This is a genomic window from Mycolicibacterium chitae (genome assembly GCF_900637205.1).
GTDB lineage: Bacteria > Actinomycetota > Actinomycetes > Mycobacteriales > Mycobacteriaceae > Mycobacterium > Mycobacterium chitae.
Map to the genome: position 1 here is coordinate 1,117,219 of NZ_LR134355.1, position 13,146 is coordinate 1,130,364.

Sequence of the window (13,146 nt, forward strand, 5' to 3'; positions counted from 1 at the left end):
TAGCTATGGAACCGTAGCCGCGATGATCGTAGCTACGACTTCTTGCCCAGCAGGCTCGGTAGCTGTTGCAGCAGCGTCGGCAGCGCCGTGCTGGCGCTCTCCCGGAGGGTGACGGTGGCGTCGGCCGACAGTGGCGTGGGCTCCGGGTTGACCTCGACCACCACGGTGCCCTGCGCCAGCGCGAGTTCCGGCAACCCGGCGGCGGGGTAGACGATGCTCGAGGTGCCCACGACCACCAGCAGGTCCGTGGCGCGCACCGCCTCCACCGAGGCGTCCCACGGGCCATCGGGCAGCGGTTCGCCGAACCAGACGATGTCGGGCCGGATCAGGCCGCCGCAGGGGCATACCGGCGGATTGGCCTCCAGCTGTGGTTCGGGCATGTCGGGCAGTTCGCCGTGATAGGCCGAATCGCAGATGTCACAACGGAATTCGAACAGGCTGCCGTGCAGGTGGTGCACGGCGCTGCTGCCGGCGCGCTCGTGCAGGTTGTCGACGTTCTGGGTGATCACCGAGACATCGACGATCCCGGGGATCCGTTCCCATTCGGCGACGGCGCGGTGACCGTCGTTGGGGTCGACGCGCTGCACCAGATGATGCCGCCACAGATACCAGGCCCACACCCGTTCGGGGTGGTCGTTCCAGCCCTGCGTGCTGGACAGCTCATAGGGGTCGAAGCGCGCCCACAGCCCGTTCTTGTCGTCGCGGAAGGTCGGAACGCCGCTTTCCGCCGAAATTCCGGCTCCGGTGAGAACTGCGATACGCACACCACCAAACTAGCGGGCCTCAGCGATACTGGACGACGTGGAGTTGGGGGAATGGTTGAAGGTCGACGCGCAGGCGGCAAAACCGCTGTTCGACCAGTTGCGATCGCAGATCATCGACGGTATCCGGACGGGACGCCTGGAACCGGGGATCCGGTTGCCGACCGTCCGCGAGCTGGCCGGCCAGCTGGGCCTGGCCGTGAACACCGTGGCGCGCGCCTACCGCGAACTGGAGGCCGCGGGAATGCTCGAGACGCGCGGCCGGTTCGGGACCTTCGTGGCCCGCGCCGACCCGGCCGATGCCACCATGGCCGACGCGGCCCGCAGTTTCGTCGACACGGCCCGCGCGCTGGGGGTGGCCAAGGACGACGCGCTGCGCTATGTCGCGGCGGCCTTCGACTAGCGGGCGCGGCCCCGCCAGCGCAGCACGTCCAGGGCGACGGCGACGTTGACGGTGTGTGCGGCCAGCGGACGCGGCAGTAGTTCGTCGGCGCGGGTCAGGCGGCGCAGCAGGGTGTTGCGGTGGGTGTACAACCGCGCGGCCGCGCGCGAGGCGTTGCACTGCTCGTGGACGAAGACCCGCACCGATTCCTGGAGCTCGTCCCCGGCGTGTTCGAAGCTGCCCAGGGTGTGCTGGATGAACGCGGTGGCCCGATCGGCGTCCGCGGTGATCAGGGCCACCAACTCGATGTCGGCGAACACCGCGACCCGCCGCGGTGAGTGCAGCCGAGCCAGCATCCGCTGAGTGGTCAACGCGTCGAGATGGCTGCGCCGGAACCCGTCGAGCCCGGCGCCGGTGGACCCGACCGCGACCCGCACGTCCGGCACGGCGTCGATCGCAGCGGCCAGACCCGCAACGTCGAGCCGGGTGCTGGGGACCCAGACCCAGCGGGTGGCGGCGCTGGCCAGCACACTCAGGGGCCGGGCCCCGCCGACACCGGCGCCGATGGCCTCGACGGCGCGGTCCAGGCGCGTCATGTCACCGGTCGGGTCGTCGGTCCACACCACCGCCGCGGTGTGCGAACCGGTCAGCCGATAACCCAGGCGTGCCTCGGCCCGCTGGCGCGTGATCGGGGCGCCGTCGAGCAGCAGGGCGATCGTCTCGCGCCGCTCGGCGTGGGTGCCGTGGGTGAGTTCCTCACGCTCCGAGTCGATCTGGGCGGCGATGGCGGCCAACGTCGCGTCGACGAACGCACCGATCGAGCGGGAACACACGTCGAGCAACTCGTGCAGTTCGGTGGGCTCGGTGGTCGATTCGAAGGCGATCTCCATCAGGCGCCGCCACGCCACGCCCTGTCCCACCCGGTAGGCGTCCAGCGCGTAGGCGTCATAGCCGCGCCGGACCAACTCCCGGGCGATCGCCATCGGTTCCGGCCCGGTGTTGGGCGCCACCGGCGCACCGGGATCGCGGATGTTGGCGGTCGCCCAGAACAGCAGGTTGGCGCGGTTGCTGCGACTGACCGCCGCGGCCAGTTCCGGATCGGCGGCGATCGTCGGGTTGGCGCCCAGCACGGCGGCGTCGAGTTCCGCGAGCCATTCCGGCGCCGGGTCCAGGACCAGGTGTGCCACCTGGCGGATCAACTCTTGCACCCGTGCGGACGGAGATTCCCAGGTCATCACAGCAGGATAGGTGCACTGTGCACTTTATAGGCGAGATATCGGGGCATATTGACCTGTTGTTCCGGGTCGGAGAGCGCGACGATCATCACATCGTTCGAGCTCGAGGAGTCACCATGACCGCAACCCCGCGCAGCGACGTCGACGTACTGATCGTCGGCGCCGGCATCTCCGGACTGGGGGCCGCCTACTACCTGCAGACGCAGCGCCCCGGCACCTCGTTCGCCATCCTGGAGGCGCGGGCCGCCACCGGTGGCACGTGGGACCTGTTCCGCTACCCCGGCATTCGGTCCGACTCGGACCTGCACACCTTCGGCTACGAGTTCAAGCCGTGGCGCGACGAGGACGCCATCGCCTCCGCCGACAAGATCCTGGCCTATCTGCGGGAGATGGTGGCCGAGAACGGGATCGAGCGCCACATCCGCTTCCACCACAAGGTGCTCGGCGCGGCGTGGTGCAGCGCGGACGCGCGGTGGACGGTGGACATCGAACTCGTCGACACCGGCGAACGCTCGCAGATCACCGCCAACTGGATCTTCTGCGCCGGCGGTTACTACCGCTACGACCAGGGCTACACCCCGCACTTCGAGGGCCGGGATCGGTTCGCCGGGACCATCGTGCACCCGCAACACTGGCCCGAGGACCTCGACTACGCGGGCAAGAAGGTGGTGGTCATCGGCAGCGGTGCCACCGCGGTGACGCTGGTGCCGGCCATGGCGTCGTCCGCCGCGCGGGTGACCATGCTGCAGCGCTCGCCCACCTATGTGATGCCGGTGCCGGGTAAGGACCGCTTCGCGATCGCGGCGCAGAAACTGCTGGGCGCGGACCGGGGCTATGCGTTGGCGCGCCGCAAGAACATGCTCAAACAGCAACTGGTGTACCAGTTCTGCCAGCGCCACCCCGAGTTGGCGCGACGGCTGATCCGGCGGGCCAATGCCAAGGTCCTGCCCGCGGGCTATCCGGTCGACGAGCATTTCAAGCCCGGCTACAACCCCTGGGACCAGCGGCTGTGCGCCGTGCCCGACGCCGACCTGTTCGCCGCGATCAGCGACGGCAGCGCCGAGGTGGTCACCGACCGCATCGTCACCTTCACCGAAACCGGCATCCTACTGGAGTCCGGTCGCGAACTCGACGCCGACATCATCGTCACCGCAACGGGTTTGAACATTCAGCTGCTCGGCGGGATGACGCTGACCGTCGACGGCGAGGCGGTGGACCCGGCCGAGCGCATCGTCTACAAGGGCATGATGCTGTCGGGGGTGCCCAACTTCGCCTACGCGTTCGGCTACACCAACTCGTCGTGGACGCTGAAGGTCGGGTTGCTGTGCGAGCATTTCTGCCGCCTGCTGGATCACATGGACGAGCACGGTTACGACGTTGCCTGCGCGCAGGTGGACCGCGCGGGCATGGCGACGCGGCCGTTCCTGGACTTCGGTGCGGGGTACGTGCAGCGCGCGGTGGATCAGCTGCCGAAGCAGGGCGACAGCGCGCCGTGGCAGACCTCGACGGGCTACCACGACGACGTCAAGCTGCTGCGGCATGATTCGGTGATCGATCCGCACCTGAGCTTCCGCAGGGCCAGCCGGCAGCCGGTCGGAATCGGTTGAGGATCAGCCGAATTCGAGCAACGTCAGCACTCCGCGCAGCGGATCCATCAGCTTCGAGGCGTAGGCCAGATTCAGCAGCCCGTTGACGACGAGGCCGCGGCCGGGCTCGAGGCGGATGTCGTGCACGGCCCGCACCCCGGGCAGGTCGATCAGTTTGGTGGCCTCGGTCGGGGTCAGGCTGAACGGCATCGCCGGCACCTTGTAGCGCAGCGTCGGACGTAGCCAGCCGCGCCGCGACAGCCCCGCGAACCAGGCCGGCGGCAGGTCGAAGAGCATCTGTGCGCCGGGAAATCGCTTGGCGCACTCGGCGATCAGGCCCAGGGACTGCTCGGGCTGCAGATACATCAGCAGGCCCTCGGCGGTGATGAACACGCCGTCGTCGGGGTTGACCTTGTCCATCCAGCTGTAGTCCAGGGCCGACTGGGCGCACAGTTCGATGCGCGGGGATTCCGGCAGCAGCCGGCGGCGGATGTCGACGATGGGCGGCAGGTCGACGGTGAGCCAGCGGAACCGGGCCTCGGGCAGCGCGGCGTCGACGCGCCAGAAGCTGGTCTGCAGCCCCTCCGCGAGCGCGACCACCGTGGCGTCCGGATGCGCGCGGAGGTACTCGAGGGTCTCCCTGTCGAAGGTCTTCGCGCGGATCGACATGTCCTGGCGGGCCGAGCCGAAGTGGGAGAAGTCGTAGTCGATGGAGTCGATCAGCCGCACCGCCATCGGATCGTCGATGACGCCGTCGGGCCGACTGGCCTCCCGCGCGCGGCCGTACAGCGTCAGCAGCGCGGTCTCGGAGACGCCGGTCAGTTCGGCCTTGTGCTTGGTGGGGTCGTTCTTGGAGACATCATCGGCAGCGGAACTCACTGTCGCGAGACTACCGGCTGAGGACTTTGCCCAGCGTGCGTAGGTTGCGTGTGGTGGACGACGACTTGTAGCGCTTCTTGCCCATGGTCCGCCCGAGGGTCGAGGCCAGGGTCGCGGCGCGAGGGACCTGCCAGTAGAGGACGCCGTCGCCGCGCGCGATGCGTTCCTCGGCGGTCGGGGGGAGCGCGGCGAGTTCGTCGAGCACCGCGGCGTCGGTCACGAAGGTGACGTAGGAGTGGTGCCCGTCGACCTCGCGCTCGAAGGGGTAGGCCGCGTCGATGGCGCGCACGGTGTCGAGTGCGTAGACCAGCACCCACGCCTCGTAGCCGAACGCGTCGCGCAGTGCCGCCTCGGCCTGGTTGCGCACGGTGGCGGCCGAGGTTCCCGCGTCGAGCAGGACGTTGCCGCTGGCCAGCACCGTCACCACGTTGGTGAAGCCGGCGTCCTCGAAGACCCGGGCCACCTCGGCCATCTTCAGGTTCACTCCGCCGACGTTGACCCCGCGCAGGAACGCCACGTACCGCGTCATCCGAAGTCGACCTGCGTCATGCTGGGCCGGCGGCGCCGCAGCGGGCCGATGTTGTTCAGCGTCGGCGACGCGATCAGCTTGTAGATCCCGCGGCCCGGCGGCAACGGCATGTCGCGCCCGGCCCGCACGCCGGGGATCTTGCTGACCAGCGCGACGGCGTCGTCCGGCGTGACGCCGAACGGCATCCGCGGGGCGGTGTAGCGGTCCGACAGCTTGTGGCCCGCGAGGGTGCGTCGGCTGAACCACGGCGGGATCGAGTCGAACATCAGCCGGCCACCCGGGAACCGGGCCGCGCAGTCACCGATCAGCGCGAGCACGTCGTCGGGTTCGAGGTACATGAACAGCCCTTCGGCGGTGATGAACACCCCGTCGGTCGGGTCCAGGCGATCCATCCAGCTGCGGTCCAGGGCCGACTGGGCGAGGTTGACCACCCGCTCGTCGTGCGGCAGCAACTGTTCGCGCAGCGCGATGACGGCGGGCAGGTCCACCGAGTACCAACGCAGGTCCGCCGCGACCCCGGCGGCGGCCAGGCGCCAGAAGCTGGTCTGCAGCCCCTCGGCGAGGGCCACCACGGCGGCACGCGGATGCTGCCGCAGGTAGGCGGTGGCCGCGGCGTCGAAGGCTTTGGCGCGCAGGGGATGCGACTGATTGGGTTTGCCGAACTTGAGGTAGTCGTAGGCGATGGTGTCGTAGAGCGGGACGGCGTGCGGGTCGTCGAGGACGCCGTCGGGACGCTTGGCTTCGCTGGCGCGGTTGTGCAGCGTCCACAGCGTGGTCGCCGAGACCCCGTCGAGAGTGTTGCCGTCGACCACCGTCATTTTCTCGATGGTAGAGACAATGCGGCGCGATCAGTAGGCTCTCACCATGACCCGCCAGGTTTTCGACGACAAGCTCTTGGCTGTCATCCGGGGCAACTCGCTGGGTGTGTTGGCCACGATCAAACGCGACGGTCGGCCCCAGCTGTCGAACGTCTCCTACTACTTCGATCCGCGCGCGGTCGCCGTCCAGGTGTCCATCACCGAACCGCGCGCCAAGACCCGCAACCTGCGTCGCGATCCGCGTGCCTCGATCCTGGTCGGTTCCGACGACGGCTGGGCCTACGCGGTGGCCGAGGGCGACGCCGTGCTGACCCCGCCCGCCGCCGAGCCCAACGACCCCACCGTCGAGGGACTCGTCGCGCTGTACCGCAACATCGCCGGGGAACACCCCGACTGGGACGACTACCGCCGCGCCATGGTCACCGACCGGCGGGTGCTGCTGACCCTGGCGATCTCGCACCTCTACGGCATGCCCCCCGGCATGCGCTGAGGCTGGGCTCCCCCCTACTGCGCGAAGGTGCGCGTCCCCGGCCGACACGCCGAGAAATTCTCGTAGTTTGCGCACGCTCGCGCCCTGTGAAAAGCAGCGTAGGCTGACGAACTATGGGCCGACATGAGATGCCAGAGGACGAAACCAAGAAGCAGTTCCGGGAGGCTCTCGAGCGCAAGAATGCCAAGTCGGCCGCGGGTGCGTCCCACGCCGACGGTGGTAGCAAGCAGCCCCGGGCCCACGGCCCGGTCGAGGGCCGACGGGAGTTCCGCCGCAAGAGCGGCTAGCCCCGAAACCTTCCTGTTCCCAACGCAATAGGGGTCTGGTCAGCGCCGCGCTGTGCTGGCGTGCACGGGTTCGGCGGCGTCTGCTGCCGCGGCCGGGTAGCTCAGCAGTCGCGCGCCGATCAGGCCCGCGAGCAGCACCGCCACGCACGCGATCCCGTCGTCCTTGAGGCCCCACTTGACGGCGGCCAGGGTGGCGGCACCGGCCAGGCACAGCAGGATCCCGACCGCAGCGCTGCGCGCACCCGGCACCAGCGCGGCCGCGCCGTCCCAACCGGGCAGCGGGTTGTTCTCCAGCGGTCGCAGCGCGACGAACAGCACCGCCAACACGGCGACCACCACGGCCAGCTGGATCACGCTGAGCCACAGGAAATTCGGCTCACCCGGGTAGCGGTACAGGCCGAGGTAGCAGAACGCGAGGTGGGTCAGAAGCAGGGCCGGCATGTGCCACAGGTACAGCGTCATGGCCCCGGAGTTCCCGATGGCGGTCAGCCACCACACCCGCGGCCGTTGCGCCCACCGATTGATCGCCGGGGCGGCGGCAATCGCGAAGGCGCACATCATGATTGCGTGGCCGGCCAACAGCAGCGACGGTGGTGTCATGTTCGCCAGGCGTTGGCCTTCGATGCCGACCAGGCTCAGTTCGTACGGTCCGAAGGCAAGCAGGGCCAGGTTGATGCCGAACATCGCGATCCCGACCCGCAGCGCCCGACGCGCGTCGAGCAGGCTGCGCCGGTAGGCCACGCCGAACAGTCCGGGGATCAGCCACACCGTCATGTTCAGGTAGCCGAGCAGCGCCGTCCCGGGCACGTGCAGGCGCACGACGTCGATCGCGAGGACGAACAGGTACACCGCGATCACGCCGGTGGCCAGTCGGCCCGCGGAGTCGATCCGGTAGAGCAGCGGGATCGCCGCCAGCATCAACACGTAGGCGCCGAGGAACCACAGCAACTGCACGCTGATCCCGGCGATGGGCTCGTAGACATGGATCGGCAGCAGCGGGTGCAGCGCCGCCAGCGTGACCGCCCAGAACGCCAGGTAGTAGAACACCGGTCGGAACAACCGGGTGCAGCGGCGCATCAGCCAGCCACCCCAGGATCCGCCGGGCCGCCACGAGGTGACACTTGCCGCGGCGCCGGCGAAGAAGAACAGCGGCATGATCTGCAAGACCCAGGTCAGCGCCTGGAACACCACCGAGGTGGTCAGGAGATTGCCCCAGAGGAAGACCTCGTCGCGGATCATGCTGGTGGCCATGACGGTGTGCCCGACGACCACGCCGATCAGGGCGCAGATGCGGATGACGTCGATGGCGCGGTCGCGATCGGCCGGCGTCTGGGCGGCGACCTCCGCGGGTGTCGGAAAGCTCATGCGGCCAACCGTAAGCCGCGCACTAGTGAGTAAAAGTCACTAATTTTCGCCGGACTACTGGACGGGGCAGGCGTACTTTCGGGCCACATCCATCACCCGCTGCTGCGCGCCGGGCCCGATGACCCCTTGCGCGGCGAGTTCGATCCCGATGTAACCCGGGATGCCACCCACACAGGCCTGGTGGGCGAGGCGCCACGCGGTCTCCGGATTCAGGTGATAGCCGTTGCGTTCCAGACCCTGCAGATAGCTGTCGAACTCCGGGGTGCCCTGGTCCGGCACCGCGAAGGCCGGTCCGGCAAAGGCAAGGGCGGCAGCCGCCACCCCGATCAGAAGTGCAACCACACGCCCCATCGTCGTCCCCCTCGAAACACGTACTTCCGCTGTGGGCTACACCTTGGCACAACCCACCGACACCGGCAGCCGAACCGGCCCACCTAAATACGGGCTAACCTGGGTGAATGCGAAACCTCTGCTTGGCGCAGGAGCCCGAAGCCGATCAGTTGCTGTCCCAAAGCCCCCTGGCGTTGTTGATCGGCATGCTGCTCGATCAACAGATCCCCATGGAGGTGGCGTTCGCCGGGCCGAAGAAGATCGCCGACCGCATCGGCGGCCTCGACGCGCGCACCATCGCCGAGTACGACCCGGAGAAGTTCGCCGCGCTGTGCGCCGAAACCCCTGCGGTGCACCGGTTCCCTGGGTCGATGTCCAAGCGCATTCAGGACCTGGCCCGGATCATCGTCGACGAGTACGACGGCGACGCCGCCGCGGTGTGGACCGAGGGCAACCCGGACGGTCGCGAGGTGCTGCTGCGCGTCAAGCGGCTGCCGGGCTTCGGCGATCAGAAGGCCCGCGTCTTCGTGGCACTGCTGGGCAAGCAGTACGGCCTGAGCGCGCCGGGCTGGCAGGAGGCTGCCGGCGACTACGGCAAGACCGGCGCGCACATGTCGGTCGCCGACGTTCTGGACGCCGAGTCGCTGGGCAAGGTCCGCAGCTACAAGAAGCAGATGAAGGCCCAAGCCAAGGAAGGCAAGAAGGCCAAGGCCTGACGCCGAACGGCCACCCAGGCCCGGCTCGGACTCAAGCGGCCGTCGGCCTAGATATTCAGGGGACCACCGTCGAGCCGATGGTCGGCATGAACTGGCACTGCTTCTCGGTGGTGGTGACCTGGCCGAAGATCGTCGACATGATGCTGCCGGAGCCCGTGTCGGCGATGGCGGTCAGCGTGGTCGGCCCCTCGGGGTTGATGTCGTCGCGCGGGGTGAGCGTGGCGCTGCCCGACTTGCCGGTGGTCAGGTTGACCCAGGTGACGTTCAGCGGGAGCTTCTGCTCGTCGGCCGGCCCGGAGGTGCCGACCGCGGTGAACACGTAGGCGGTCTGACCCGGGCCGGGGCCCGGGGTCGGGATCTTCGCGGGACCGGCCACCGAGATGGCGGTGGCGATCGCGTTGCCGCCGTCGGCCAGGCACCCGTTGCCGATCGACGGGTACAGGAAGTCCTGCTTGACGGGGGCATCCGGGCCGAACCCGGCCGCACCCTCAGGTGCGGGCGTCGCGGCCTCGGGCGCCGGCGCGGGAGCCTCGGGGGCGGGCGCGGGAGCTTCGGGCGCCGGGGCCGGTGCGGCTTCCGGTGCGGGCGCGGCGGCCTCCGGTGCCGGGACGGCAGCCTCGGGGGCGGGCGGAAGGGCCTCGACGGCCGGACCCACCGCGTGCGCGGGATCCACCCCGGGCGGCAGGTGCGCTGCGGCGCCGGGCACCACCCCGGCCGGCGGGGTGTGCGGTACGCCGGCGACGGTTCCGTGCGCCACCGGTGTCGCGACCCCGGGCGGGTCGGACACGAACTGGCTGACCGCAGCGGCCAGGTTGTGCGTCTCCATCGGCGCGTCGGAGTTCTGCGTGAACGCCGCCGCGGCCGCCATCAACATCTGCGCGGCGTTGGACGGGTCGCCGGCGGCCTGCTGAATCGCGGGGCTCAGACTCTCCATTGCCGACAGACCCGGAGCCTGCAAGCCGTCGATGGGCAGCGGCGCGGGCGCGGCCGGTTCGGCGGCGGCGACGCCGGCGAAGGTCAGCGCGACCGTCGAGCCGACGACCAGAGCGGTGGTGGCGAACAGGGTCCGGGTCTGCGACATGGGGGAGTCCAATCCTCGAGGATTCAGCGGGTCGCTATCAGGGCAGCGCGGCGGTGGGGAACAGCGAGGCCAGCGCGGCCCCGGTGCCCGGCGCGGCGGCGGCCGGAGTCTGCGCCGCGACGGCGGCGGCCTGGGTCGGGGTCACGGCGTTGACGGTGCCGGGGATCAGGCTGACCAGGTCACCCGGGAAGTTCACCTGCTGCGGCAGCGGCACGGGCAGGCCGGGGACCTGCGGAAGCGTGATCTCGGCGCCCGGCTGGGTCACCGCCGGGGCGGTGGCCGGCGTGGCCGGAGTCGCGGCCGGCATCCCCGGCAGCTGCTGGGGCAGGTTGACGCTGGCGGTGGCGACCGGCGGGGGAGCGACGGGCGCCGCGGGGGTGGCCGGGGTGCCGGACAGCACCGACGCCGCGTTCTGCAGCAGCTGCGGGGCCGCGGCCGGGTCGATGAACTGTTCGACCATGCTCAGGCCGGGCACGTTCGGCGGGGGCACCGGAGCCGGGGCGGCCGGGTCGGCCTTGGCGATCCCGCCGGTCAACAGTGCGGCGCCGGCTCCGACGACGATTGCGGTGGTGGACAACGCGCTCTTGATTACTGACATGGCTCCCAATCCCTTGTTTGCAGCGGTTGAAGCCGAAGCTACGTTGTTACTGATGGGACTCAAGTGACACGTGTGGCATTTATGCGACCGTTACCGAAGCGAGTGTCGACGGTGACCGCCCGCTCCGGAGCGCGTAACCAGACGTTAAAGTCGGCAAATCGACACCGACGTGAAGAGTCCGCTGGCACCTGTGCTGCGACTGGCCCCGGCGCTGCTGGTGGTCAGCATCGCCGCGCGGTTGGCCTGGACCTATCTGGTCCCCACCGGCGCCAATTTCGTTGATCTGCATGTCTATATCGGCGGCGCGCAGGCGCTCGACGTGCCCGGCACGCTCTACAGCTACGTCTACGCCGACCAGACGCCGGACTTCCCGCTGCCGTTCACCTATCCGCCGTTCGCGGCCGTCGTCTTCTACCCGCTGACGCTGCTGCCCTTCGAGGTGGTGGCCTTCGGCTGGACCGTGGGGATCATGGCCGCGCTCTACGGCGTGGTGCGCGTCAGCCAGCGCCTCCTGGGCCTGACCGGCGGACACCGCAGCGCCATGCTGTGGACCGCGGTGGGAATCTGGACCGAACCGCTGCGCAGCACCTTCGACTACGGCCAGGTCAACGTGTTGCTGGTGCTGGGCGTGTTGTGCGCGGTCTACAGCAGCCGCTGGTGGCTGTCCGGACTGCTGCTGGGACTGGCCGCCGGCGTCAAGCTGACCCCCGCGATCGGCGGGCTGTACTTCGTCGGTGTGCGGCGCTGGGGTGTGGCGGTGTTCTCCGCCGTCGTCTTCTTCGCCACCGTCGGGGTGTCGCTACTGGTGATCGGCGATCAGGCCCGCTACTACTTCACCGACCTGCTCGGCGACGCCGACCGGGTGGGCCCGGTGGGCACGTCGTTCAATCAGTCGTGGCGCGGCGGTATTTCACGGATCCTGGGCACCGACGCCGACTACGGGCCCCTGGTCCTGACGGCCATCGCGGTGACGGCGGTGCTGGCGTGGTTGGCGTGGCGCGCCATTGCCGCGGCGCCCGGCGAACCGGATCGGCTGGGGCTGATCATCGTGGTGCAACTGTTCGGCCTGCTGCTGTCCCCGATCTCCTGGACCCACCACTGGGTGTGGCTGCTGCCGCTGATGATCTGGCTGCTCCAGGGGCCCTACCGGTATCTGCGCGAGGCCCGGCTGCTGGGCTGGGGCTGGCTGCTCCTCACGCTGATCGGCGTGCCCTGGGTGCTCAGCTTCGCCCAGCCGAGCATCTGGGAGATCGGCCGACCCTGGTACTTGGCCTGGGCCGGCCTGGTCTACATCGTCGCGGCGGTCGCGACGCTAGGGTGGATCGCGGTGTTGCGGCTCAGGTTTCCGGGCGGCCGACGATCGTGTCGATATCGCGCGCCATAGCGACGTCCTTGTCGGTGATACCGCCCTCGGAATGCGTCACCAGCGCGAAAGTCACGGTCCGCCAGCGAATATCGATATCGGGATGATGGTCCTTCGCCTCCGCGTGCTCGGCCACCCGGCGCACCGCGTCGATCCCGGCGAGGAACGACCCGAACTTGATCGATCGTCGCAGCGCGCCGTCGGCGCGCTGCCAGCCGTCGAGATCCTTGGCGGCGGCGTCCACTTGTTCATCGGTTAACACAGCCATACTTCGACGGTATACCGTCTGCTGATCATGGCGGTTCAGATCGTGGTGGCGGGGGCGCTGATCATCGACGGGTCCCTGCTGGTGGCGCAACGTGATCGCCCGCCGGCGCTGGCCGGTCTCTGGGAACTGCCCGGCGGGAAGGTGTCGCCGGGGGAGAGCGACGCCGAGGCCCTGGCCCGCGAACTGCGCGAGGAACTCGGCGTGCAGGTCGCGGTCGGTGCGCGGTTGGGCGCCGAGGTGCCGCTGGGCGAGACGATGGCGCTGCGGGCCTACCGCGTGACGCTGACCGCGGGCAGCGCCCAACCCCACGACCACCGTGCGCTGCGCTGGGTGGGCTCGGCCGAATTGCACACGTTGCCGTGGGTTCCGGCCGACACCGCGTGGTTGCCGGACCTGACCGCGGCGCTCGGGCAGTGCAGCTGAGCGGGACGCGGGTTCACGAGTTCGACTGAAAGATT

Annotated in this window: 17 protein-coding genes; 7 read left to right on the forward strand and 10 right to left on the reverse strand. The window is 69.4% G+C overall.

Annotated features, from left to right (window positions below; all coding sequences use genetic code 11):
• Positions 1–32 precede the first annotated feature (32 nt).
• A complete protein-coding gene (locus tag EL338_RS05430; protein ID WP_126332793.1) occupies positions 33–764 on the reverse strand; it encodes an NAD-dependent deacylase in 732 nt (243 codons plus the stop codon).
• 37 nt (positions 765–801) lie between these two features.
• On the opposite strand from EL338_RS05430, the gene EL338_RS05435 reads away from it, so the two are divergent.
• Positions 802–1,164, forward strand: a complete 363-nt coding sequence (locus EL338_RS05435; protein ID WP_126332794.1) for an Rv1152 family transcriptional regulator — start codon at positions 802–804, stop codon at positions 1,162–1,164.
• Here EL338_RS05435 and EL338_RS05440 read toward each other — a convergent pair.
• Positions 1,161–2,378: an Rv1453 family transcriptional regulator gene (locus EL338_RS05440; protein WP_126332795.1), complete on the reverse strand. Its 1,218-nt coding sequence runs from the start codon at positions 2,376–2,378 to the stop codon at positions 1,161–1,163. The two genes, EL338_RS05435 and EL338_RS05440, sit on opposite strands and share 4 nt — an antisense overlap.
• Positions 2,379–2,494: 116 nt before the next feature.
• Here EL338_RS05440 and EL338_RS05445 point away from each other — a divergent pair, with 116 nt between their 5' ends.
• Complete coding sequence (locus EL338_RS05445; RefSeq protein WP_126332796.1) at positions 2,495–3,985, forward strand: flavin-containing monooxygenase; 1,491 nt, start codon at positions 2,495–2,497, stop codon at positions 3,983–3,985.
• Between the two features lie 3 nt (positions 3,986–3,988).
• Here the strand turns inward: EL338_RS05445 and EL338_RS05450 are convergent, their stop codons facing one another.
• Genes EL338_RS05450 through EL338_RS05460 form a run of 3 tightly spaced genes read right to left on the reverse strand, consistent with a single transcriptional unit; the run spans position 3,989 to position 6,190 of the window.
• Positions 3,989–4,843, reverse strand: coding sequence for a class I SAM-dependent methyltransferase (locus EL338_RS05450; RefSeq protein WP_126332797.1), 855 nt, complete (start codon positions 4,841–4,843; stop codon positions 3,989–3,991).
• Positions 4,844–4,853: 10 nt separating this feature from the next.
• Entirely contained in the window at positions 4,854–5,372 is a 519-nt protein-coding gene (locus EL338_RS05455) for a DUF1697 domain-containing protein (protein ID WP_126332798.1), read from the reverse strand.
• On the reverse strand, positions 5,369–6,190 hold the full coding sequence (locus tag EL338_RS05460) for a class I SAM-dependent methyltransferase (RefSeq protein ID WP_126332799.1): 822 nt from the start codon (positions 6,188–6,190) through the stop codon (positions 5,369–5,371). The genes EL338_RS05455 and EL338_RS05460 overlap by 4 nt, the downstream gene beginning before the upstream one ends.
• A gap of 46 nt (positions 6,191–6,236) precedes the next feature.
• On the opposite strand from EL338_RS05460, the gene EL338_RS05465 reads away from it, so the two are divergent.
• Both EL338_RS05465 and EL338_RS26125 read left to right on the forward strand, forming a co-directional pair.
• On the forward strand, positions 6,237–6,680 hold the full coding sequence (locus tag EL338_RS05465) for a PPOX class F420-dependent oxidoreductase (protein ID WP_126332800.1): 444 nt from the start codon (positions 6,237–6,239) through the stop codon (positions 6,678–6,680).
• Between the two features lie 128 nt (positions 6,681–6,808).
• Entirely contained in the window at positions 6,809–6,967 is a 159-nt protein-coding gene (locus EL338_RS26125; RefSeq protein ID WP_308213123.1) for a DUF5302 domain-containing protein, read from the forward strand.
• A gap of 39 nt (positions 6,968–7,006) precedes the next feature.
• Here the strand turns inward: EL338_RS26125 and EL338_RS05470 are convergent, their stop codons facing one another.
• Positions 7,007–8,332 (reverse strand): acyltransferase family protein, encoded by a 1,326-nt coding sequence (locus tag EL338_RS05470; RefSeq protein ID WP_126332801.1) that lies wholly within the window; start codon positions 8,330–8,332, stop codon positions 7,007–7,009.
• A 54-nt stretch (positions 8,333–8,386) separates the two neighbouring features.
• Positions 8,387–8,683, reverse strand: a complete 297-nt coding sequence (locus tag EL338_RS05475) for a DUF732 domain-containing protein (RefSeq protein WP_126332802.1) — start codon at positions 8,681–8,683, stop codon at positions 8,387–8,389.
• Between the two features lie 107 nt (positions 8,684–8,790).
• On the opposite strand from EL338_RS05475, the gene EL338_RS05480 reads away from it, so the two are divergent.
• Positions 8,791–9,378, forward strand: a complete 588-nt coding sequence (locus tag EL338_RS05480; protein ID WP_126332803.1) for an HhH-GPD-type base excision DNA repair protein — start codon at positions 8,791–8,793, stop codon at positions 9,376–9,378.
• A 55-nt stretch (positions 9,379–9,433) separates the two neighbouring features.
• Here EL338_RS05480 and EL338_RS05485 read toward each other — a convergent pair whose 3' ends face one another.
• Both EL338_RS05485 and EL338_RS05490 read right to left on the reverse strand, forming a co-directional pair.
• Entirely contained in the window at positions 9,434–10,459 is a 1,026-nt protein-coding gene (locus tag EL338_RS05485) for an Rv1157c family protein (RefSeq protein ID WP_126332804.1), read from the reverse strand.
• A gap of 37 nt (positions 10,460–10,496) precedes the next feature.
• Positions 10,497–11,057, reverse strand: coding sequence for a hypothetical protein (locus tag EL338_RS05490; protein WP_126332805.1), 561 nt, complete (start codon positions 11,055–11,057; stop codon positions 10,497–10,499).
• A 169-nt stretch (positions 11,058–11,226) separates the two neighbouring features.
• Between EL338_RS05490 and EL338_RS05495 the strand changes: the two genes are divergently transcribed.
• Entirely contained in the window at positions 11,227–12,441 is a 1,215-nt protein-coding gene (locus EL338_RS05495) for a mannosyltransferase (protein WP_235666381.1), read from the forward strand.
• On the opposite strand, the gene EL338_RS05500 is transcribed toward EL338_RS05495, so the two are convergent.
• Entirely contained in the window at positions 12,395–12,688 is a 294-nt protein-coding gene (locus EL338_RS05500) for a 4a-hydroxytetrahydrobiopterin dehydratase (protein WP_126332806.1), read from the reverse strand. The two genes, EL338_RS05495 and EL338_RS05500, sit on opposite strands and share 47 nt — an antisense overlap.
• 27 nt (positions 12,689–12,715) lie before the next feature.
• Here EL338_RS05500 and EL338_RS05505 point away from each other — a divergent pair, with 27 nt between their 5' ends.
• On the forward strand, positions 12,716–13,111 hold the full coding sequence (locus EL338_RS05505; RefSeq protein WP_126332807.1) for a (deoxy)nucleoside triphosphate pyrophosphohydrolase: 396 nt from the start codon (positions 12,716–12,718) through the stop codon (positions 13,109–13,111).
• The last annotated feature ends 35 nt before the right edge of the window (positions 13,112–13,146 follow it).

Bases quoted from the DNA above. Each gene is read 5' to 3' on its own strand.
- EL338_RS05440 (WP_126332795.1), bottom strand. From the start codon at position 2,378: ATGACCTGGGAATCTCCGTCCGCACGGGTGCAAGAGTTGATCCGCCAG.
- EL338_RS05445 (WP_126332796.1), top strand. From the start codon at position 2,495: ATGACCGCAACCCCGCGCAGCGACGTCGACGTACTGATCGTCGGCGCC.
- EL338_RS05455 (WP_126332798.1), bottom strand. From the start codon at position 5,372: ATGACGCGGTACGTGGCGTTCCTGCGCGGGGTCAACGTCGGCGGAGTG.
- EL338_RS05460 (WP_126332799.1), bottom strand. From the start codon at position 6,190: ATGACGGTGGTCGACGGCAACACTCTCGACGGGGTCTCGGCGACCACG.
- EL338_RS05465 (WP_126332800.1), top strand. From the start codon at position 6,237: ATGACCCGCCAGGTTTTCGACGACAAGCTCTTGGCTGTCATCCGGGGC.
- EL338_RS26125 (WP_308213123.1), top strand. From the start codon at position 6,809: ATGCCAGAGGACGAAACCAAGAAGCAGTTCCGGGAGGCTCTCGAGCGC.
- EL338_RS05470 (WP_126332801.1), bottom strand. From the start codon at position 8,332: ATGAGCTTTCCGACACCCGCGGAGGTCGCCGCCCAGACGCCGGCCGAT.
- EL338_RS05475 (WP_126332802.1), bottom strand. From the start codon at position 8,683: ATGGGGCGTGTGGTTGCACTTCTGATCGGGGTGGCGGCTGCCGCCCTT.
- EL338_RS05480 (WP_126332803.1), top strand. From the start codon at position 8,791: ATGCGAAACCTCTGCTTGGCGCAGGAGCCCGAAGCCGATCAGTTGCTG.
- EL338_RS05485 (WP_126332804.1), bottom strand. From the start codon at position 10,459: ATGTCGCAGACCCGGACCCTGTTCGCCACCACCGCTCTGGTCGTCGGC.
- EL338_RS05490 (WP_126332805.1), bottom strand. From the start codon at position 11,057: ATGTCAGTAATCAAGAGCGCGTTGTCCACCACCGCAATCGTCGTCGGA.
- EL338_RS05500 (WP_126332806.1), bottom strand. From the start codon at position 12,688: ATGGCTGTGTTAACCGATGAACAAGTGGACGCCGCCGCCAAGGATCTC.
- EL338_RS05505 (WP_126332807.1), top strand. From the start codon at position 12,716: ATGGCGGTTCAGATCGTGGTGGCGGGGGCGCTGATCATCGACGGGTCC.